Annotated in this window: 21 protein-coding genes; 10 read left to right on the top strand and 11 right to left on the bottom strand. The window is 38.1% G+C overall.

Annotation, left to right across the window (positions count from 1 at the left end; translation table 11 throughout):
• The first annotated feature begins 76 nt into the window (after window positions 1–76).
• Window positions 77–811, top strand: coding sequence for a bis(5'-nucleosyl)-tetraphosphatase PrpE (prpE, locus tag LZP85_RS02495; protein WP_119543101.1), 735 nt, complete (start codon window positions 77–79; stop codon window positions 809–811).
• Between the two features lie 38 nt (window positions 812–849).
• Here prpE and LZP85_RS02490 read toward each other — a convergent pair whose 3' ends face one another.
• From LZP85_RS02490 to LZP85_RS02475, 4 genes are read right to left on the bottom strand one after another with little or no spacing between them, the layout of a single operon-like run.
• Entirely contained in the window at window positions 850–1,752 is a 903-nt protein-coding gene (locus LZP85_RS02490) for an RluA family pseudouridine synthase (protein WP_206833280.1), read from the bottom strand.
• A 15-nt stretch (window positions 1,753–1,767) separates the two neighbouring features.
• Window positions 1,768–2,562: an NAD kinase gene (locus LZP85_RS02485; protein ID WP_182840833.1), complete on the bottom strand. Its 795-nt coding sequence runs from the start codon at window positions 2,560–2,562 to the stop codon at window positions 1,768–1,770.
• A gap of 58 nt (window positions 2,563–2,620) precedes the next feature.
• Window positions 2,621–3,262, bottom strand: a complete 642-nt coding sequence (locus LZP85_RS02480; RefSeq protein WP_025908133.1) for a GTP diphosphokinase — start codon at window positions 3,260–3,262, stop codon at window positions 2,621–2,623.
• A gap of 19 nt (window positions 3,263–3,281) precedes the next feature.
• Window positions 3,282–3,668 (bottom strand): UPF0738 family protein, encoded by a 387-nt coding sequence (locus tag LZP85_RS02475; RefSeq protein ID WP_025908134.1) that lies wholly within the window; start codon window positions 3,666–3,668, stop codon window positions 3,282–3,284.
• A gap of 303 nt (window positions 3,669–3,971) precedes the next feature.
• On the opposite strand from LZP85_RS02475, the gene LZP85_RS02470 reads away from it, so the two are divergent.
• The 5 genes from LZP85_RS02470 to LZP85_RS02450 all read left to right on the top strand — a co-directional run bounded on the left by LZP85_RS02470 (window position 3,972) and on the right by LZP85_RS02450 (window position 7,152).
• A complete protein-coding gene (locus LZP85_RS02470; protein ID WP_076513368.1) occupies window positions 3,972–4,562 on the top strand; it encodes a CYTH domain-containing protein in 591 nt (196 codons plus the stop codon).
• Window positions 4,563–4,566: 4 nt separating this feature from the next.
• Window positions 4,567–5,211 carry a lytic transglycosylase domain-containing protein gene (locus tag LZP85_RS02465; RefSeq protein WP_206833284.1) on the top strand — a complete coding sequence of 215 codons (645 nt, stop codon included), beginning with the start codon at window positions 4,567–4,569 and terminating at the stop codon, window positions 5,209–5,211.
• A gap of 220 nt (window positions 5,212–5,431) precedes the next feature.
• Window positions 5,432–5,842 carry a globin domain-containing protein gene (locus tag LZP85_RS02460; RefSeq protein ID WP_061785625.1) on the top strand — a complete coding sequence of 137 codons (411 nt, stop codon included), beginning with the start codon at window positions 5,432–5,434 and terminating at the stop codon, window positions 5,840–5,842.
• Complete coding sequence (locus LZP85_RS02455; protein ID WP_319004681.1) at window positions 5,839–6,720, top strand: ClpXP adapter SpxH family protein; 882 nt, start codon at window positions 5,839–5,841, stop codon at window positions 6,718–6,720. The genes LZP85_RS02460 and LZP85_RS02455 overlap by 4 nt, the downstream gene beginning before the upstream one ends.
• 255 nt (window positions 6,721–6,975) lie before the next feature.
• Window positions 6,976–7,152: a hypothetical protein gene (locus LZP85_RS02450; protein WP_090752849.1), complete on the top strand. Its 177-nt coding sequence runs from the start codon at window positions 6,976–6,978 to the stop codon at window positions 7,150–7,152.
• 40 nt (window positions 7,153–7,192) lie between these two features.
• Here the strand turns inward: LZP85_RS02450 and pepF are convergent, their stop codons facing one another.
• The 4 genes from pepF to mecA all read right to left on the bottom strand — a co-directional run bounded on the left by pepF (window position 7,193) and on the right by mecA (window position 12,734).
• Entirely contained in the window at window positions 7,193–9,013 is a 1,821-nt protein-coding gene (pepF, locus tag LZP85_RS02445) for an oligoendopeptidase F (RefSeq protein ID WP_076513372.1), read from the bottom strand.
• 150 nt (window positions 9,014–9,163) lie between these two features.
• Window positions 9,164–10,351 carry a competence protein CoiA gene (locus tag LZP85_RS02440; RefSeq protein WP_226639616.1) on the bottom strand — a complete coding sequence of 396 codons (1,188 nt, stop codon included), beginning with the start codon at window positions 10,349–10,351 and terminating at the stop codon, window positions 9,164–9,166.
• Window positions 10,352–10,452: 101 nt separating this feature from the next.
• The gene (gene cls / locus LZP85_RS02435; RefSeq protein WP_119543105.1) at window positions 10,453–11,970 is read right to left on the bottom strand and encodes a cardiolipin synthase; all 1,518 of its coding nucleotides are present in this window, start codon (window positions 11,968–11,970) and stop codon (window positions 10,453–10,455) included.
• Window positions 11,971–12,050: 80 nt separating this feature from the next.
• The gene (gene mecA, locus LZP85_RS02430) at window positions 12,051–12,734 is read right to left on the bottom strand and encodes an adaptor protein MecA (RefSeq protein WP_061785448.1); all 684 of its coding nucleotides are present in this window, start codon (window positions 12,732–12,734) and stop codon (window positions 12,051–12,053) included.
• A 321-nt stretch (window positions 12,735–13,055) separates the two neighbouring features.
• On the opposite strand from mecA, the gene LZP85_RS02425 reads away from it, so the two are divergent.
• Window positions 13,056–13,718, top strand: a complete 663-nt coding sequence (locus tag LZP85_RS02425; protein WP_119543106.1) for a TerC family protein — start codon at window positions 13,056–13,058, stop codon at window positions 13,716–13,718.
• A gap of 69 nt (window positions 13,719–13,787) precedes the next feature.
• Here the strand turns inward: LZP85_RS02425 and spxA are convergent, their stop codons facing one another.
• On the bottom strand, window positions 13,788–14,186 hold the full coding sequence (spxA, locus tag LZP85_RS02420) for a transcriptional regulator SpxA (protein ID WP_025908146.1): 399 nt from the start codon (window positions 14,184–14,186) through the stop codon (window positions 13,788–13,790).
• A 561-nt stretch (window positions 14,187–14,747) separates the two neighbouring features.
• On the opposite strand from spxA, the gene LZP85_RS02415 reads away from it, so the two are divergent.
• The 3 genes from LZP85_RS02415 (at window position 14,748) to LZP85_RS02405 (ending at window position 19,775) form a co-directional block, all read left to right on the top strand.
• Window positions 14,748–15,971: an efflux RND transporter periplasmic adaptor subunit gene (locus tag LZP85_RS02415; RefSeq protein WP_025908147.1), complete on the top strand. Its 1,224-nt coding sequence runs from the start codon at window positions 14,748–14,750 to the stop codon at window positions 15,969–15,971.
• Complete coding sequence (locus LZP85_RS02410; RefSeq protein WP_119543108.1) at window positions 15,958–19,047, top strand: efflux RND transporter permease subunit; 3,090 nt, start codon at window positions 15,958–15,960, stop codon at window positions 19,045–19,047. The genes LZP85_RS02415 and LZP85_RS02410 overlap by 14 nt, the downstream gene beginning before the upstream one ends.
• Window positions 19,048–19,199: 152 nt before the next feature.
• Complete coding sequence (locus LZP85_RS02405) at window positions 19,200–19,775, top strand: GNAT family N-acetyltransferase (RefSeq protein WP_119543109.1); 576 nt, start codon at window positions 19,200–19,202, stop codon at window positions 19,773–19,775.
• Between the two features lie 258 nt (window positions 19,776–20,033).
• Here the strand turns inward: LZP85_RS02405 and LZP85_RS02400 are convergent, their stop codons facing one another.
• Both LZP85_RS02400 and LZP85_RS02395 read right to left on the bottom strand, forming a co-directional pair.
• Window positions 20,034–20,951, bottom strand: a complete 918-nt coding sequence (locus tag LZP85_RS02400; RefSeq protein ID WP_025908150.1) for an ABC transporter ATP-binding protein — start codon at window positions 20,949–20,951, stop codon at window positions 20,034–20,036.
• A gap of 1 nt (window position 20,952) precedes the next feature.
• Complete coding sequence (locus LZP85_RS02395) at window positions 20,953–22,023, bottom strand: ABC transporter ATP-binding protein (protein WP_025908151.1); 1,071 nt, start codon at window positions 22,021–22,023, stop codon at window positions 20,953–20,955.
• Window positions 22,024–22,027 lie beyond the last annotated feature (4 nt).

Below are 22,027 nucleotides of genomic sequence, written 5' to 3'. Positions count from 1 at the left end.
AGAATGAAATTTCTACACCATAAAAGGTTTATTTTTCAAACGATACGAAATTCATTAGAAAAGAGCGTGAAGAAATGTGAAGCTAGACATAATTGGAGATATTCATGGCTGCTACGATGAGCTTGTAGAATTAACAACTAAACTGGGCTATAGCTGGACCTCTTCCTACCCTGACCATCCAGAAAAGAGGCATTTAGCCTTTGTAGGAGACTTGATGGACCGAGGACCTCACTCCTTAAAAGTAATCGAGCTTGTTTGGAATCTTGTCGTCAAACAAAAAAAAGCGTATTACTGTCCTGGAAACCACTGCAATAAGCTTTATCGATTTTTCAAAGGAAATAAGGTCCAAATTAAGCATGGGTTAGAAACAACCGTAGCTGAATATAATGACCTCTCCGAAGCACAGCAGCAAGAAATCAAACATAAGTTCATGGAACTTTATGAGAATGCCCCTCTTTATGTTCACTTAAAACAAGAACAGCTTGTTATTGCACACGCTGGAATTCGGGCAGACTATATCGGACGAAACGACAAAAAAGTAAAAACATTCGTTTTATATGGAGACATTACTGGAGAAACACACCCAGATGGTTCACCTGTGCGCAATGACTGGGCTAAACACTACAATGGGACACCATTGATTGTTTACGGGCACACACCGATTAAATCTCCTAAGCTACGTAACAATACAATCAACATTGATACAGGAGCAGTATTTGGTGGCAAATTAACTGCGTTTCGCTACCCTGAAAAAGAGCTTGTTTCTGTTCCCTCTTCCATGCCTTATGTGGCTGAAAAGTTTAAAGAATAGCATAAGAGCACTACTCGCAAGTAGTGCTCTTATCGTATTTACCCTCTGTTTTGTTGAACTAAACGCTGCATATCCTCAGGAAGCGGTGATTGAAATGCTAGTTCACGTTGCAAAATAGGGTGAAAGAACGTGAGCTTATAGCTATGTAGCGCCTGTCTGCTTATCTTCTCTCTGTTCCCACCGTATAGAGAGTCACCTAGTAAAGGACTTCCCAAATACTCCATATGAACGCGAATCTGATGCGTACGCCCTGTATCCAGCTTCAAGTCTACTTCAGAGAACCCATCGTATTCTTGTATCACTTTGTAATGCGTAACGGCATGCTGACCGTCTGAGCGTACCATTCTTTCAATAATACTATCGTTCTTTCTTCCAATTGGGGCGTCAATTACTCCCTCTTTTTTTGAAAGAGTTCCATGAACAAGCGCACGATATGTACGCTTAACCGCTCTTTGCTCTTGAGCTTGAGAAAATAAGAAATGAACATGGCGGTATTTAGCGACTATTAATAAACCTGAAGTATCGCGATCGAGTCTATTCACTAAGTGAACCGTAGAAGCAATACCGTTTTGCTCATAGTAAAACAGCAGCGCATTGCTTAGCGAATCATTCAGGTGCTCTCGCGTTGGAATACTAGGCATACCAGCGGATTTATTAATGACTAGCAAGTAGTCATCTTCATAAATCACATCTAACGGTAGAGGTGATTTATGAAGATTTTCACTTGGATATTCAGGTGGAAACGTCACTTTCACAAAGTCTCCGATAGTGAGTATATGTCGAACATTTACTTTCTCACCATTTACTTCAATACAACCACCCTTAAACTTGATATCCGTTAATGCTGCTCGAGATATATGATGCCTTTTTAGAAAGTCGCGTAATAAAGAACCGCTAAATGAATCTGTTACGTGCCAACTTAATGTAAATAGCTTGTGCATATCATATCTCTCCACTTAATCACATACAAATGAATCTCTTACTCGCTGCCAAAACGGAAAAGCTCGGAAGCGCGCGAAACGAATCTTTTCATTCGCAACTCGACACTGAATAGACTTAACATTTTGATGTAACAACGTTAAATGATCGATGGTGATTTGAAAATCTGCGTAATTAACAGGCTTTAATAAAGCCGTATGATGCCCTGGTAACACGAGCGGAGATCCAATTGTACGAAACACACGATTATTAATAGATGCCATTTCAGCAATCTGAATCGCATGCAGTGACGGATGTAAAATAGCACCTCCAAGGGACTTATTGTAAGCCGTACTTCCCGATGGAGTTGATATACATAATCCATCGCCTCGGAATGTTTCAAACTGCTGTCCTCTAATTTCAACATCCATCACAAGTGAGCCTTCAACACTTTTGACCGTGCACTCATTGAGCGCCAAAGAACGAGCTTCCTTTTCTCCGGTTGTGTAACGAATAATAACTTCAAGTAGCGGATATTCAACAACTTGATAAGGTGTTTTCGCAATAGCAATGACTAACTTCTCAATTTCATCCGGTGTCCAGTCTGCATAAAAGCCTAAATGTCCTGTATGTACTCCAACAAAAGCCGTTTTGTCTAACCGGTGCTGATAATGGTGAAAAGCATACAATAGCGTGCCGTCTCCACCCACTGAAATGACAATGTCTGGTTCATCTTCATCGTGCTCTAAGTGAAAATCTAATAAGTATGTTTTCATTCTTTCCATTAATGTATTTGAAACTTGATCGCCCCTGGACGTAATAGCAAACTTGATATTACTCACCTTCTTCCCCCCTATCTGTGTTGAAAAACCTGATTTGACTTTTTATTCTTTATTCATTTTCTGTATTCTCTACTTCTTTTTTACGCGAAAAGAAAACCTGAGCTTCTTGTATTTCCCCTCGAATCTTTGACATCTCTTCATCTAATTGAAAAGCTGCTTCTGATGCTCGCTGAAGTCGTTCTTTTATCTCTTGAGGGAAATTGCCACTGTATTTATAGTTTAAAGAATGTTCAATCGTGGCCCAAAAATTCATCGCTAACGTACGAATTTGGATTTCTGCTAAAATTTGCTTTTCTCCGTGTATGGTCTGAACAGGATAGCAAATCACCATATGATAGGAGCGATATCCACTTTCTTTTTGATGAGTAATATAGTCTCGCTCTTCTACTACTTTAAAGTCCGTGCGCTGCCTCAGAATTTCAACTACTGCTTTAATATCATCTGTGAATTGACACATCATGCGCAGACCTGCAATGTCCTGCATCTCTTCCTCTAAACGCTCTAAAGAAATGTTTTTTCTTGCCGCTTTATCTAAAATACTAGCAATGGGTTTCACTCGGCCCGTCACAAACTCAATTGGAGAGTGCGTAGACCTCATATCGTATTGAGAGCGCATGCCTTTTAACTTTACTTTAAGTTCTTCTACCGCTTGTTTATACGGTGCTAAAAATAAGTCCCAATGCCTTACCATTGCTATCCCCCTCACCTTGTTATCTGCTTTTTTTATCTAAGAAAATTTCTTCTACTCTTGCTACCATATCATCTCCGTAGTTTACATTTCCTTCAATGTTGCTGATTAAGTCTGTTAACTCTTCTTTCATAGCCGTTAGCTCAACGACTTGCTTATTAACTTCTAAGAACACCTTTTTATCATCTTGTAAAACGTTCTTTAAATGTGGCCACATATTGTCACTTAGTCCAACATACATAAACTGCTCGTTGACTTCCACAATGTATACAAATGACATATTGTCAGAATCAGCAAGCACTTGCTTCATATCTTCAATCTGCTCGATTTGTTGTTCAATAGCCTCTGCCTTTAAATGTAGTTCATCTTTCTTCATCACACAGGTTGTGATTTCGATTCGATTTTGCATATATATACTCCTTCCAACTATACAATTCGTTCTTATTTTAACACATTCAAACGTGGTTTAATAAAGCGAAACGAAATCTATTCGGGTTTTCTATTACTTTCTGTTCCATCCCTTTTACAGAACGCCTATCGATTCGAGATATTAACGATACAAATTAACCATTTTATGATAGATTATAAATGAAATCTTATGACAATGATGCATCTGTTTTGCATCTCATAAAGAGGAACATATCTATGCTAAACATTATAAAACATCTTATTATACATCCTTACAGATACAGCATAAAGGAGCTTATGTAGCATGAAACAAGAAATTGAAATTGAATTTAAAAACTTAGTAAATAAGAGTGAATTTAAAAAGTTACTAGCTTATTTCCAACTAACGGATCGTGACTTTATCATGCAGGAAAATCATTACTTTGATACAAATGACTTTCAGCTAAAAAGCGCAGGGGCAGCTTTACGAATTCGAAACAAAAATGGAAAGTTTGTTTTAACTTTAAAACAGCCCCATGAGCATGGCTTATTGGAAACGCACATAGATCTTACAGAATCTGAAGCACAAGAACTAATGACTGAAACAAAGAATTTTCCAACTGAAATGACAGCAGCTCTCCAAAGACTTGGCATATCTTCATCACGCTTAGCTTACTTTGGCACACTTAAAACATACCGAGCAGAAATTGAATACAAAAGCGGTTTACTTGTATTTGACCATAGCTTTTATTTGGATACTGATGATGTAGAAATTGAGTATGAAGTTCAAGATGAAACACAAGGACTTCTTGCATTCGAGAGCTTACTTCAAGACTTTAGTATCCCTAAGCGTAACACAGCGAATAAAATCAAACGTTTTTATGATCGCAAATATCAATTATTAAGTGAGGAATAAATCAATGGATGTTCAAGCTTATCAAACGTGGTTACAGCTACAGACCCTGCAAACATTTACGGCAAATCGACCGACAGCTTCACCTGCAACACTTTTAACTCCGTCGATATTTGCAAACATTTTGGCACAATATATATCTGAAGAGAAAAACGCTAATGAGCAAACAGCTCAGCTCACTTCTAGATCTAATGCGCTGCCCTTACAAACGAATGCGGCTCCTTATTTGAATACATCGGTTCAAAAAAGCAGTTTGCCTACATCAACAATCACTGGCTCACGCTTTGATGATCTGATTAATGAAGCGGCTTCGAAATATGATTTAGACCCTAAGTTAATTTCAGCTGTGATTAAACAAGAATCTAATTTTAACCCTAACGCCAAAAGCTATGCAGGGGCACTAGGATTAATGCAGCTCATGCCCGCAACGGCTAACTACCTTGGCGTTCAAAATGCCCTTAACCCACGCGAGAACATTTTAGGAGGCGCAAAGTATTTACGACAAATGCTCGATAAATATAACGGGAACGTTAAGCTTGCTCTTGCTGCTTATAATGCCGGGCCAGGAAACGTCGATAAATACGGTGGTATCCCTCCTTTTAAAGAAACACAAAATTATGTTGCTAAAATTACGTCTACCTATAATGCGTAGAAAATAACTCATCATTTTCGGAAAGGGTATGTGACGGAAAGTTTTTTCTATAAACCCTGCTATTTTTTCACTTATTTCTTTATCTAGCTACCCTATCACCTTTTCTGTTTGAAGCGGATAGTTTGAGATAAATAAGGTACACTGCTAAAATTAAGAAAAACGATGGTACTACTCCACCACACTTGATGGAGTACATTTCTAGGATAAAGGAGTTATCAACATGAAAGAAAAAGTCAAATCTCCCTACGAACTATTGGGCGGTGAACATACGATTTCCAAACTTGTTGATGCTTTTTATAACAGGGTAGCTAGTCATCCAGATTTAGCCCCTATCTTTCCAATAGATTTAACGGAAACAACACGAAAGCAAAAACAATTTTTAACACAATATTTAGGCGGGCCGGCTTTATATACAGAAGAACATGGACACCCTATGTTACGTGCAAGACATTTGCCTTTTGAAATTACGCCAGCTCGCGCAAAAGCATGGCTTCATTGTATGCATGAGGCAATGGATGAAATTGGATTAGAAGGTCCGTTACGAGATGAACTTTATCACCGGCTCATTCTGACTGCTCAACATATGGTTAATTCACACGAACAGAACGATGAGAAAGGATTTTCACATTGAAGAATTTACACAGCGAACATCAATCATTGCGACACCTTTGTCAGGGTTCTAATCAGAAGCCACTGGAAATTTACGTATTTGTTGATCCACTTTGTCCGGAATGCTGGGCACTAGAGCCTATCTTGAAAAAATTGCAGATTGAGTATGGAAATTGGATTACTCTTAAGCATGTTTTAACCAGTAATTTGCAGAAGCTAAACATTGGTACAAAAAAGAAGTTTGAAGATATGGCCAAGACATGGGAGCAAACTGCTTGTCGATCCGGCATGTCTTGTGACGGTAACCTTTGGCTTGAGAATCCAATTTCAACACCATTTGCAGCATCGATTGCAATTAAAGCTGCGGGTTTACAGGGAAAAAAGCAAGGCATTCGCTTTTTACGAAAACTTCGCGAAGCATTATTTTTAGAGAAACAAAACGTTGAAAAAGAAGATGTGCTTGTCAAGTGTGCAGAAGAAATCGGACTTGATGTCGAAGAATTTGTGCGAGACTTACACGCTGAGCATGCTACAAAAGCGTTTCAATGCGATTTAAAGATTACATCAGAAATGGACGTAACCGATATTCCGACCCTTGTGTTTTTCAATGAAAAAGTTGAAGAAGAAGGAATTAAGATTTCTGGGCATTATTCATATGAAACGTACGTACACATCATTTATGAAATGTTAGAAGAAGAAATCAATCCTCATCCGCTTCCACCTCTGCGATCGTTTTTAGCTTATTTTCAATTTGTCGCAGCAAAAGAAGTAGCCGTTGTTTACGATATATCCATTGAGCAAGCTGAGCGAGAACTGAAAAAACTTCAGCTTCAGCGCCTTGTAGAACAAGTTCCAGTGAAATACGGTACGTTTTGGAGAAGCTTAGAAAAAGGATGTTAAAATACAAAAAAGACTTGGCAAATGCCAAGTCTCTTTGTTTGTCCTAAGACAACAAGGGGATGGGAGAAATTTTTCACGGTCAAACAAAGGGGTATATGTTTGTTTTGTGATAAACTTCACGATTATTACTATAGCAAATTATGTCGAGTTTTGACAACCCTTTTTTGATATTTTCATGATTTTTTTTAAAAAAAGTATATTTTGGTGCCTCGATTCATATAGTTCAAGCATGACAAGCAAGCGAGGTGACCAAACATGAAGCTCATCGGAGTGATCATCAGCATTGCAATTCTCTGTTTTTCCTTTGTCTTTTATCTACTGTCGTTAATGAAGCTTGCACCGCTTGTGATTGCTGCTCCTCTTTTACTTCTATCTCTGTTCATTACTATTATGCTTCTTAATTCATTTAATCGATTTCGAGGATTTAAATAAACAAAGCTTTGCGGATGCGCAAAGCTTTGTTTATTTAAACTTAGTTTTTCTCTAACAAACGTTCCATCTCTTCAAGCTTTTCTTTAAACACTTCTAATGCTTCTTTGATTGGTTCAGCAGTTGTCATATCCACTCCTGCGCGTTTTAGCACTTCGATTGGATAATCAGAGCTTCCAGCTTTTAAGAAGCCAAGGTAACGCTCAACAGCCGCGTCTCCTTCTTCAAGAATTTGCTTACTTAGCGCTGCAGCTGCGCTGAAGCCTGTTGCGTATTGATACACATAATAATTATAGTAGAAATGTGGAATTCTTGCCCACTCTAAGCCAATCTCTTCATCAATGACTAAATTATCACCAAAGTACTTTTTATTTAAATCATAGTATAACTTTGTTAGCAGCTCTGGTGTTAGCGGTTCACCATTTTGAGCCCGAACGTGAATTTCATGCTCAAATTCAGCAAACATCGTTTGACGGAACACGGTACCGCGGAAGCCTTCTAAATAATGATTTAATAAGTATAATCGTTTCTTTTCATCGTCGATTGTTTTCAATAAATAATCATTTAATAGGGCTTCGTTACACGTAGATGCGACTTCAGCGACAAAGATTGAATAATCACCGTATGGGTAAGGCTGTTCTTTACGCGTATAGTAACTGTGCACTGAGTGACCAAACTCATGAGCTAATGTGAAAAGATTGTTCACATTGTCCTGCCAGTTCATTAAAATATATGGATTTGTTCCATATGTTCCAGAAGAATAAGCACCGCTTCGCTTTCCTTTGTTTTCGTGCACATCAACCCAGCGGTTTTCAAATCCTTCTTTTAAAATGGAAATGTACTCTTCTCCAAGCGGCGCCAAACCTTTTAATAAATAATCTTTTGCTTCGCTATATGGTATTTCCATTTTGACGTCTTGCACAAGCGGTGTATACAGATCATACATGTGAAGCTCATCAACACCTAACACTTTCTTTCGTAGGTCAATATAGCGCTGTAATAGAGGCAGATATTCGTTTACCGTTGCAACTAAATTATCATATACCTCTTCTGGAATATTGTTTGCGCTTAGAGCTGCATGGCGAGCTGATTCGTAGTTACGGACCTTAGCGCTAAAGTTATCTTTTTTAACCGTTCCGCTAAGAGTACTCGCAAATGTATTTTTAAACTTTCCATACGTATCATAGACGGCTTTAAACGCTTCTTCTCTAACGCGTCGATCACTGCTTTCTAAAAACCGAATATAACGACCGTGGGTAATCTCCACTTCTTCCCCGTTTTCATCTTTAATGGATGGAAACTCTAAATCAGCATTATTCAGCATACCGAACGTATTACTTGATGCTCCTAGCGCTTCAGATGCCTGTGCTAGAATAGCTTCTTCACTCTCAGAAAGGATATGAGGACGCTCACGATTCACTTCATCCAGCGCATGTGCATATAGCTGTAAATCCTTGCTATCTTTTAAATATTGTTTTAGCGTTTCCTCATCTACTGCTAATAGTTCAGGCGTGACGTAAGATAACGCACTCGCAATTTCTGTATACAACATTTTAATTCGATCATTTAATCCTTGATAGAATGAGTTCGTTGTATCTTGGTCATACCTCATATGTGCATATGTATAAAGCTTGCTGACCCGCATTGTTAGTTCATCTTGCTGCTGAAGTGCTTTAAAAAGCGTGTCTGCTGATTCTCCAAGCTTGCCGCGATATTGTTCCATTTCCGGAACTAACGCTTTAACAGCTTGAAATTCTTTCTCCCACGCTTCATCCGTTTCAAAAATATCTTCTAATCTCCATGTATCTTCTACTTTAATTTCACTGCGATTTGGCAGCTTTTTCACCGTGGATTGTTCACTCATATTAACACCCTTTCATCTTTTACTCCGTCTCTGTTACTAATTTCGCTATATAGAAGACGAATCCTTTTTTATTGTATGTGGCTTTTCAAAAATTAGTCAGCCTGTAAGTACGCCCAAACAGTGCTTCTATTTAAGCGTACTTATTTTCTGCTAACGTGTCACTTCTTTTGCTTGGTCTAACCATTTTTTCATTAATAACCCATCTTCTAAGAATGCATCTGAGCTGAGCATAGGAACTGTATACCCTCTCTCGATTCGATAAGAGTCATACGTAACAGGAGAAAAGAATTTTAGCTTGCATAGTACTTCTACGTACTCTAACAGCGGCTTTTCAATTGTAGACTGCATGAACGGAACATATCGTAATTTAATTAACTTTTGGCGAACCCGAGCGCTAAACTGCATATATAGCTGCTTAAGATTCACTACTTCCCCTACCTTTTTCACTTGCATGATATCAAGCAATAGCCAAGTTTGCCATATGACAGCCGGTGTTTCAATCATAAAAGCAGAAGGAATTGGAAAACCGGCTTCAGAAGGAAAATGAGTGGGTGGAATTTGAAGGGTATAGAGCTTTTCTAAAAAATGTTTATATTGTAAGCCCGGATATAGCATGTATGTTGTACGGAAGTTCCTCTTTTTTTGAATCCACCCTTCATGATAAGAAGGAGACGTATGCAAAGTAAGCCATTCTGAAAATGTATGAGAACTAGGTGTGAGAATTTTCAATTCAGCAAAAGCAATTTGGGAGGAAAACGGAATGATATGCTCAAGTTTGATTAACTCATTTGTGAAGGGTGAAAAATAATAAAGAGTTGGCGATTGGTCGGTGAGAGTGAGGTACTGCCATTCTTGAGGAGATAGGCGAAAAAGTGAGGTACCTAAGCGTTTTAATCGCTTTGCGCCCATTATCCAAAAAGGGTGATACCCTTGCTTTCTATAGCCGCTTGTTCGCTGAACGAACGCTTCAGTAGACAATGAAGCACACTGAAATTCAAATGCATAAGCTGCTTTTCCTATTTCAACAAACAAATCTGGACGTTGTTGGATTTGAGGCAAGTAGTGCTCTAACTGAGCTGAGGTATGAGTTTGTAGCCAACGAAACAGCTGGAGCTTTCCTGTTACGTGATAATCGCTCTCTCCTTCCTGGTCAACTGTACACTCTTTTTTTCGATGCGCAAAATGGGAACAGCGCTTTACTCCTACGCGAAGCACAACAGATTCATTACAAGCTGGACAATAAAAAGACCCCGTTTTTTGCAAACGCCGAAGCTCTGCCTCTGTAAAGCCACTGGCTAATGAAACCAAGCGATTATGGACTGTTTTTGCGACGAGCAATGGCTAACACTCCTTCCTTATTGAATTCTTACTGTTATTCGTTAAAGGTTAGCAAATCCCTTCTTTTTGTAAAAAAAAAACTACCTTGTTAGGTAGCTTTCTTAGAGTAGAGGTGATAATAATCGAGATGTTGACTCGAAAACTCTCTGCAAGATGGGACGCTTTTGAAATTGATCTAAATGAAGTGACGAAGACACCTCTAAGTCCTGCATATACTCATAAACGAGCTTTTGAGTACTTGCTGTTTTATAAAGAAAAGCATTCACTTCAAAGTTTAAATGAAAGCTTCTCATATCCATGTTGGCAGTACCAATCGATGCAATTTCTTTATCCACAATCACAATTTTACTGTGCATGAAGCCTTTTTCGTATTCATACACTTTCACTCCTGCTGCTAGTAACTCTGGAAAGTAAGAGCGTGAAGCATGAAAAACGATTTTTTTATCTGGTTTTTTTGGTACAAGTAACCTAACGTCTACTCCGCTAAGCGCTGCTACTTTCAGCGCTGTGAAGATATCTTCATCAGGAATAAAATACGGTGATGCAATCCAAATTGATTCTCGCGCTGACGTAATCATGGAGAAAAATAAGTGTTTAATAACTTCCCATTCTCGGTCCGGACCTCCAGCAATCATTTGAACTCCCCCGCAGCTCTCCTCATCAACATCAATTAAGTCTGGTGACAAATAGGTTTGGGTTAACAGCGTTTGACCCGTCATATAATACCAGTCCTGTAAGAAAATTAGTTGTAAAGAGCGCACCGCTTCGCCACGAACCTGAAGATGCGTGTCACGCCAAAAGCCAAAGTGTCGACTTTGACCAAGATATTCATCCCCAATATTTAACCCTCCGACAAATCCAATCGTTCCGTCTATCACTACAATTTTACGGTGGTTTCGAAAGTTAATTTTATTGTTTAACAGCGGCAAGCGAACAGGTAAAAATGGTACCATTTCTACGCCTGCTTCTCGCATTTCGTGAATGTAGTGCTTAGAAAGCTTAAAACTTCCAACGGCGTCGTACAAAAAGCGCACATAAATACCCTCTTGTACTTTTTCAATCAAAATATCTTTAATTTTTTGTCCTAGGTCATCATGTCTGACAATGTAATATTCCATATGAATGTGGTGACGCGCATGCTGTAGAGCTTCAAGTATTTCATCAAATGTTTCGTCACCATTCGTGAGTGCTCGCGTATCAGACGCAAATGAAACGGGAGCTTTCCCGAGCTGAGTAGCTAATGTTAATAACTGTTTACGTTTTTCACCAAAGCGCTCAACCTGCTCATCAAAGATTGAAGAATCTCTTTCCAGCTTCAATAAAACCTGCTCATCTAGCTTCGCTTTTTTTGCAAACAATCGTCTCTTTCGAATGTTTCGCCCAAACAGTAGATAAAAGAAAAAGCCGACAACAGGAAAACTTCCTAAAACGACAAGCCATGTTAAAGTTTGGGTTGGGTGACGATTTTCAAGTGAAATAACTAATCCAATAAAGATCACGCTAATGGTAATCAGCAAGCTCAGAATCCCAATAATTTGACCACTCAAATACTCTTTTGTCAAAACAAGAACGACAACAAGACCTGCAATAAACACAAGTAGCTGTAAACGATTTTTCAATTTTATTCACCTATCCTACTAATGAACATGCTGTTCGTTCATAATAAAGACCGATTTCACATACATGAAATCGGCCACTTTTATCTTAACGGAAAATGAGCCTTTAATTGTTCTAATGCATTATCGCTCATTAACTGCTTTCCATATTCCATTAAACGGTGCACAGTTAAATGAGACTCGTTTCCATACTCTAAAATAATGCTTAATATATTATCAATCTCAGTGACGAAGTCTTCATCATCTGTAAATTCTACATATAAATAATATTTGCCTTCAAACACATACATATGATTGATTAGCTCATCTAATTCTAGATGGTGGCTTAACATGATTAAATCTTCTAAGTCACGGAAATGAGCCACAAAATGCAGGCCTTCATCTTCAATGACATCCTCTTCAAGCTCATCCTTTTTCTTTTGGTTGGCTTGATGCTGATCTAACAGCGCTTCAACTTTTCCGTCTACAGGGATATCAATTTTATCATTTTCGCCAACTGGTACTTCGAATTTTTGACCATCTTTTGAAATTTGAGCTCTTGTTACAATAACTTCTAAGCCTTTTTCAAGCGCATGTACCTGAATCCAAAGCGGACCTTCTGCTACGAACTCTTCTTCTTGATGAATTTCATCCATCATCTCCCAAAACAGTTCCTCGCTTCGTTCTCTGCTAAACCAAATTTCATTTCGGTCAAATCCTCGTTCTTCAATATCAACGTATGTGACAAAAAATTTTACCGTATTTTCATTAATGCGTTCGATTTCCATTATCATCTCTCCCTTCGGAAAAATCAGTGAAGGCAATACGGTCTTTCTTTCTCATTACCTTAACGAAATAAGGACTATTTTCCTTTATGTTAAAGCAATACTACATGGACTTTACAAATTTGTAAAGTATTCTAACTCCACGTAAACAAGCATAGAATCTTTCTGTACACCTCATATATCCATTCTATGATAAAATCCTATGGAAGGGAAATAAAACACTCTGTTAACCATGCGAGCCGGTGCAACCTTAACATGATACGACTGAAGGCTCAATACTGCGTAATAGTACAAACTGTTACACAAATCGGGGGGCGACGTATATTGGACTTGGAACTACTCACCTCCATCCTACTCATTATCGGTATTGATATCGTACTAGGTGGAGACAATGCAATTGTAATTGCCCTTGCTAGCCGAAACCTCCCTGAGAAACAGCGCAACAAAGCAATCGTTCTTGGTACAGGGCTAGCTGTTGTAGTTCGTATTTTACTTACTATTTTAGCTGTTTATTTATTAACTATTCCTTATTTACAACTAATTGGTGGAATTTTATTAGTAGTCATTGCATTTAAGCTGCTCGTTTCAAATGAAGACGACTCCTCCAATATTAAGGCAAGTGCTACATTAGGCGCAGCGGTTCGCACCATTGTATTTGCTGACCTTGTCATGGGCTTAGACAACGTCATCGCCGTAGCTGGTGCAGCTCATGGGAATATCTTACTGGTGATTATTGGTCTTTTCGTTTCTGTTCCTATTATTGTATGGGGAAGTAAGCTTATCCTATACTTAATGGAACGTTTTCCTCTACTTATTTATGCAGGAGCGGGTATTCTAGCTTACACAGCAGGAAATATGATTCGACACGAAAAGAACCTACACGGCTTCTTCGCCAATAATCATACGCTTGAAACATCAATTCCAGTCATCACTGTCATCTTGGTCTTAGCGAGCGGACTATTAATTAATAAATTTCGCTCACAATAAGCATAATATAGGAGCAAGAAAGCCTTCATGTTATACATGAAGGCTTTTATATTATATCTAATGTTCTATTTAACCATTAACAAGGCGTTGAGCTTCACGAAGTTGGAAAGTACGAACTTTACGAGGTAAGAAACGGCGAATTTCATCTTCGTTATATCCAACTTGAAGACGCTTTTCATCAATGATGATCGGGCGACGTAATAAGCCTGGATTTTGTTGAATTAATTCATATAAATCTTGAAGAGGCATTGCGTCTACTTGAACATCTAATTTTTGGAATGTCTTAGAACGCGTTGAAATAATTTCATCTGTTCCATCTTCAGTCATTCGTAAAATTTGTTTAATTTCATCAATTGATAAAGGCTCTGAAAAGATATTTCGTTCTACATATGCAATTTCATTTTCTTCTAACCATGCTTTCGCTTTTCGACAAGACGTACAACTTGGTGATGTATATAATGTAACCATTTAATCCTTCACTCCTTCTATCATAATCGGTCATAATGGGCAAAAAATCTTAGCCATAAGTTATTTTTCTTTATACTAACATCGTGCTGTTTTTATGAAAAGTTAACGATTGTAAATAGTTAATGACTGATAATGAAAATCGATATTATTTTATAATTACTTTAAATAAGATAATATCTATTTTGCATTATACTACAATTTTTATTGAAATGGTATCCTTATTTTATTGTGCAAAACCATTTTTAAAATCTGTCACTAATTATTTACCACACTACTAATACGTTTAAACATCAAATTAAGTTTCAAATTTTTTATTTGTTCACTTTTTTGTCAAACTTTTATTTGTTTTTTTCCATCAAAGATCAACAGTTTGGATTTTTTCTTACATGAGCACCTTATTAGGCGAAATAATAGGAAGATACGTGTATATTAAAAGATAGGTATTCGTCAATTTTTGCATGACTTTTGTCAAAAAGAATCATAATTTTATAAGAGATAATAGGCAAACTGAGACGATGTAGTTTATTATGAAGAAATTTAGGCCAACGAGGTGATTCACACATGAAAATCTTGCAGCTTAGCGCTGTTGCGACTGTTTTATTATTAGCCGCTTGTGCTCCGCAAGAAATCACTACCGAAGACACGAAAGATAACGTACCGGTAGTAGAAACAGCAAAAGTTTCAAAAAGTGACTTGGTTAACACCACTGAACTATCGGGAGTAGCCATGCCTTCAAAACAAGTCCCTATTGTAACGGCAAACCCCTTAAACGTAGAAAAAGTCCATGTTAAAGTAGGTGATACTGTCCAAAAAGGTGATTTGCTTGTGTCTTTAGATGCTTCCGAAGCAACTAAACAGCTTAATGAAGCTAGACAAGCGGCTGCTGATATTAGTAAAGCGGTTAAAGAAGCAGAAGCAAAAGCTACGCCTGATCAATCCCAAGAAATTCAACAGGCTCAAAAGGAACTTGAAGCTTCAATGAACAAATCAGAATCTTTGCTAGAGGAAGCTCAAAATGGAGATGTAACCTCTTCTGATTTAGTGCAAAGCGGACTCGAAATTTCATTAAATCAAGCAAAGTTAGCTCAAAAGTCTCTGTCACAGATTTCATTAACTCCTGATATGCTTCCGCAGTTAAAACAGCAACAGCAACAAGCAAACCAAGCAGTTGCTCAGGCTGAGCAGATTGTTGCATCTACTCGTCTAACTGCTCCAATAAGCGGAACGATTGCGGATGTCAGTGCTGTTGAAAATGGAATTGCCGCTCCTAGTACTCCACTTATGACGGTCATTGATCAATCCAATGTGGATGCTACTTTTCAAGTTAACAGCTATCAAGTATCACAATTAAAAGCTGGAAACCAAATTAAACTTACATTTGACGGGGTAACACAAGAATTTACTAGTAAAATTTCAACCGTGTCTCCTACCGCCAATCCTGAAACTGGACTGTTCACAGTAAAAGCACCTATTGAAAATGCAAAGAGTCAAGTAAAAGGTGGCATGAAAGCAACTGGAGAAGTAACAATTGATTCTTTATCAGATGCGTTAGTCATTCCATCCAGCGCCATCTCGTACGATGAAGAGCAAGCGTATGTATATATTGTTAATGGGAAGAAAGCAGTTAAGACTCCTATCACATTAGGATTTGCAAATGACGACCAGTATCAAGTTGTCGATGGTCTAAAAGCAGATGATGTCATTGTGACTGATGGAAAAGATCAGATACAAGACGGCAATGAAGTAAAGCAACGAGCGAGTGAAAAACAAGATGAAAATAGTTAAGCTATCCGTTCTTCGCCCTGTTGCCATGTCAATGGTTCTTGTTCTTCTTCTCATTCTTGGAGGCGTTAGTGGAAGAAACATGCCCGTTGATTTATTTCCTGAATTAACGTTTCCCGTAGCTGCCGTTACAGCTACATATGACGGAGCAGGTCCAAAAGAAATTGAAAACCTGCTTGCAGAACCACTTGAAAGTTCTATGAGTACGCTGCCTAATGTTGAAAGCGTACGATCTGTCTCTCAAAACGGTGGCGTACTCGTGCTTGTTTCGTTTACGTGGGGAACCGATATGAACTTCGCTACGTTAAATATGCGCGAGCGAATCGACATGGCACGCGAAGCTCTACCTGAAGGTGCTTCCCTACCGCGAGTCATGCGCTTTGACCCAAGTGATCTACCGATTGTTCAGCTGTCATTAACAAGTGAAAATGAGCAAATTCTTGAAGATTTAAAACAAATTGCAGAAGAAGATATTAAAGCTGCTCTAGATGGAGCTGATGGTGTTGCTTCCGTTACGGTATCGGGTGGAGCGGAAAAAGAAATCTTACTAACGCTTGATCAGCAAAAAATGTCTTCTTATAACTTAACGTTACAAGACCTTCAACAAATTATCGGATCAGAAAATTTAAACTTACCTGCTGGAAATGTTCAAGATCAAAATCAAAACTTACCAATAAGGATTACGGGACAGTTTACTTCAATTGAAGATATTAAAGAGCTCCCGATTCCTACACAGTCTGGTGTTATTAAGCTCGAAAATTTAGCAGAGATAAAAGAAGCTTATGCAGACGCTGACCAACTGAGCTACCTAAATGGAAAAGAAGCTGTTGGAATCTCTGTCTTAAAACAGTCAGGGGCAAATACTGTTTCCGTAGCAAATGAAATTGATGACAGGCTGAAAGAGCTAAATCAAACGCTTCCTGAAGGTGTAAAAATAGATACGATTTTGGATCAGAGTGATTTTATTAATCAGTCCATTAAATCCGTAACGTCCAATATGATTGTCGGAAGCATTTTAGCATCAATTATCCTTTACCTATTTCTACGAAATCTTCGTAGTACCATTATTATTGGTCTTGCAATTCCACTTTCAATTGTCACAACCTTTGTATTTATGTACTTTAGCGGTCAAACGCTTAACTTACTCACATTAGGTGGACTAGCACTTGGAATTGGGATGATGGTAGATAATGCCATCGTTATTCTTGAGAATATTTTCCGACTTCGAAAGCAAGGGTTATCAAAGAAAGATGCGGCTATTAAAGGAACAAATCAAGTTGGGACAGCAATCATTGCTTCCACTCTAACAACCGTTGTTGTCTTTCTTCCAATAGTATTCGTAGATGGACTGGCTGCGCAGCTCTTTAAGCCGTTAGCTTTAGTTATCAGCTTTTCATTGCTTGCGTCTTTATTTACAGCTTTAATCATTGTACCTCTGTTTTCTTCACTGTTCCTTAAGTTAGCGACACGTGAAAAAGAGCAAAGTAATACAGATGGAAAGTTGTTTGGTAAAGTAAAGCATTTTTATAAACGAAGATTAGACACCGCTCTACGCCATCCGAAAAAAACAGTTGGTGCAGTTTTACTTCTATTTGCTTTATCCTTTGCAGGAATTCCTTTTATCGGAACAGAATTCCTTCCTGCCCAAGATCAGAGCACCGTTTCTGTTACAGCTAAGCTACCTCAAGGAACGGCTTTAGAAGCAACTTATGAGAAAACGGAAGAAATTAATGAAATTCTTAAAGATATTCCAGAGGTTGACTTATCATCCGTTACCGTAGGTGGATCGAATAACTTTTCAGGCTCCGCTGGATCGAATACAAATCAGGCTACTTATAACATCTTATTAAAACCTGTAGGTGAGCGAGATCGTTCAGATAAAGAAATAGCTGATGAAATCCGCAATAAGCTTAACGACATTCCGAGCGTTGATGCAACCGTATCATCTAGTGAAGGAGGCTTTACCGGAGATCCGATATCTCTTGAAATTTCAGGCCCTGATTTGGATGAATTAGTGAGAATCTCAGATCAAACTGTTGATATTTTATCTGAAATTGACGGGGTGAGAGAACCCGAGTCAAGCTATAACGATGGAAATCCTGAAGTTGTGATTTCAATCAATCGTGATAAAGCATCACAATACGGAATTGGAAGTGCACAAATCTCCAGCACGATATCAGAAGCTACACAAGGCGTTGTCGCTAGCCAGCTTGCTCGTGACGGTGAAGAGCTAAACGTTCGCTTATTAATTGATCGAAAAGATACAGCTTCAACATCTGACTTAGAAAATTTATTAATTAAGTCGCCAACTGGTACAACAGTTCCGCTAAAAGCAGTTGCTGATATATCAAGGGGACAAGGTCCATCGCAAATTACGCGTGAAGATCGATTGCGAGAAATTCGTGTCACAGCAGACATTATTGGACGTGACCTCGGAAGTATTACAGATGATATTGAAAAGCAGCTAAAAAGCGAAATTTCATTACCAAACAAGCAATATAAAATTGTATTTGGTGGTCAGAATGAACAGATGAATGATGCGTTTTATAAACTTTCACTTGCACTTGCTTTAGCAGTAGTTCTTGTTTATATGGTAATGGCAGGACAGTTTGAATCTTTCTTGTATCCATTTATCATTATGCTTTCCGTTCCCCTAACTTTTATTGGAATCATAAGCGGTTTGCTAATTACCAATCAACCTTTAGGCGTAGGCTCTTTAATTGGAATTTTAATTTTAACAGGTATTGTTGTAAATAATGCCATTGTATTAGTCGATTACTTACAGCAGCTTCGTAAAGAAGGCTACGAATTAAAAGAAGCGATTTTACTAGCAGGTCCAACGAGACTTCGTCCTATTTTAATGACAACACTTACGACGATTATCGGCTTAATTCCTCTTACGCTAGGTATTGGAGAAGGAACAGAATTACAGCAGCCAATGGCCATTGTCATTGTATTTGGCCTAAGCTTTGCTACTATTATTACGCTCATTTTTATTCCAGTCATTTATTATCTAGTTGAAAAGCGAAAGTTGAAAAAGAAAGCGAAAAAAGAACAAAAACTGATTGAAGAAAGTTAATCCCCTTCCCTTGAACCACTCATTTTGATGGCTAACAATTTAGTCCCCGTGATGAGTGGTTTTTCTATGTCTATTGTCGTTTATTTTAAAGAAAAACGGGTAATTCTAAAAGGAAAACAAAGTGAGTCACTTAGTCCCAAAGGAGGGGTATTATGAATTGGTATGAAAAATTAAGTCAATACTTTCCTATAGAAGAAATGAAATCGAAGAAGCATTTAGAGCTACTATTAAGTGAACAAAGTGAAATTTACAACAAAGATGAAGGTCCTCACCACGTCTTGATGTATGTCGAAACGGATGAATTTATCTTTGTTGATTACTTATTTATATCAAAGGATGCGCGAGGACAAGGGTTAGGTGGAAAATTAATCAACAAGCTTAAAGATCATCAAAAGCCAATTATTTTAGAAGTTGAACCCGTTGACTATGCTGATTCCGACAGTGAAAAACGTCTTCACTTCTACAAAAGAGAAGGTTTTAAGCACGCGACTTCTATTGGTTACAAACGTCGATCTCTAGCGACAAACGAAGTCAATCAAATGGAAATCCTCTACTGGTCTCCTACTGAAGAAAGCGAAGAGAGTATTTTAAACAGCATGAAAAAAACGTATGAATTAATTCATACTTACAAAGATAAAGAAATTTATGGTGAAAAATACCAACCTGTTGACGAAGTGTTAGTACTAGATAAAAATCGTGAAGATATCGACATTCTATCTGAGCTATAATCTTTCTAAAAGGGAACTATCCAACAATTGTTCCCTTTTTATATTTATACAAGATATAGAATAAAAAAATAGAAAAATATTGATTTTAAGAAGTTTTATATGCATAAAGAAAGAGATGTTATAAATTTCTGAAAATTTTTAATAGTATTTAATCCTACTTTCATGTATAATATTTTTAAAGTAAGATGTCAGAGTAAATGACATGATTTTCTAGTCCTATATAATCAGAAAAAACGACCTCTTGTGAGATCGTTTTTGTCAACTCGTGTATTTAGCAAACTCAGTTTGTGAGCAAGATACGTAGTGTCCTGGTGATACTTCACGAAGTTCAGGCTCTTCACCATCGTAATTATGAATACTTGGATCATATACTTGACGCAGACGCGTACGCTCACTATCCGGATCTGGCAACGGGATTGCTGATAGCAATGCTTTTGTATAAGGATGAATGGGGTTACGGTATAGCTCTTCGCTTGTCGCAAGCTCTACAATTTTACCTTGATACATTACGCCGATACGATCGCTAATGTATTTTACCATTGAAAGGTCATGGGCGATAAATAAGTATGTTAATCCACGTTCACGCTGTAGCTTCTTCATTAAGTTAACAACCTGAGCTTGAATTGATACATCAAGTGCTGAGATTGGCTCATCAGCAATAATGAAGTCTGGCTCAACAGCTAGTGCGCGAGCAATTCCAATCCTTTGGCGTTGGCCACCACTGAATTCATGTGGGTAGCGGTTTGCGTGCTCTCGGTTTAATCCTACTGTTTCAAGAAGGGCTTGAACCTTTTTCATACGCTCTTCTTTGCTTTTTGCTAAACCGTGAATATCAATTCCTTCTGCAATAATATCAGCTACCGTCATACGTGGATTTAGTGATGCATATGGATCTTGGAAAATCATTTGCATTTTACGGTTGAATTTCTTCAGTTCAGACTTTGACTTACGACCGTGAACATTTTCACCGTTAAATAACACTTCACCATCCGTTGCGTTATAAAGGCGAATAATAGTACGACCCGTTGTTGATTTACCACAACCAGACTCTCCTACAAGACCTAATGTTTCCCCCTTGTAGATGTCGAATGTCAGACCATCAACAGCCTTAATCGTTCCTTTTGATGTTGGAAAGTGCTGCTTTAAATTTTTAATTTCTAGTAACTTTTCAGCCATCTTATTCACCGTCCTTTCGAGATAAAACTGGTTTTGTATAAGCTCCTTTTACTGGACGCATACGGCTTGTCACAGATGCTGGCGGTTCTACTTTTGGTGCATCTGGATGTAATAACCATGTTTTCGCATAATGCGTATCCGATACTTGAAACATTGGTGGTTCTTGCTCAAAATCAATTTTCATCGCATATGGATTACGCGGAGCAAACGCATCACCTTTTGGTGGATTCGTTAAATCTGGCGGTGTTCCCGGAATTGCAGCCAGCTCTTCTTTTGTATCGCTGTCAAGGCTAGGCATTGAAGCAAGTAGTCCCCATGTATAAGGATGCTGTGGATTATAGAATACTTCATCCACTGTACCCGTCTCGACGATTTGACCGGCATACATAACAGCAACGCGATCCGCAACGTTAGCTACTACTCCTAAGTCATGCGTGATGAAAATAATAGATGTATTTGTTTTCTTTTGAATATCTTTCATCAATTCTAAAATTTGAGCTTGAATTGTTACGTCAAGAGCTGTTGTTGGCTCATCGGCAATTAATAGCTTTGGATCGGATGCCAATGCCATTGCAATTACAACACGCTGTCTCATACCACCACTGAATTCGTGAGGATATTGGTTAACACGCTGATTTGGAAATGGAATACCAACAAGCTTTAATAGCTCAATCGCACGCTCTTTTGCTTGTGTTTTTGACATTTTAGAATGCTTAACAAGTACTTCAGCAATTTGACTACCAACTTTCATCGTTGGATTTAAAGATGTCATTGGATCTTGGAAAATCATCCCGATATCTTTTCCACGGATTGCCTCCATCTGCTTATCTGTTTTCTTTACAAGATCAATACCGTCAAATAAAATTTGACCTTTATTAATTCGACCTGGTGGCATTGGAATAAGGCGCATAATTGTTTGTGATGTTACACTTTTCCCTGAGCCCGATTCACCTACAATTGCGAGCGTTTCACCCTTATCTAAGTGGAAGTTAACACCTCGCACAGCTTTAACTTCTCCACCGTATGTTTGGAATGAAACTTCCAAATCTTTTACATCTAATAAACGTGACATAGGT

Source organism: Priestia flexa, assembly GCF_021441905.1.
GTDB lineage: Bacteria > Bacillota > Bacilli > Bacillales > Bacillaceae_H > Priestia > Priestia flexa.
This window is presented reverse-complemented; position numbering and strand designations above follow the sequence as displayed.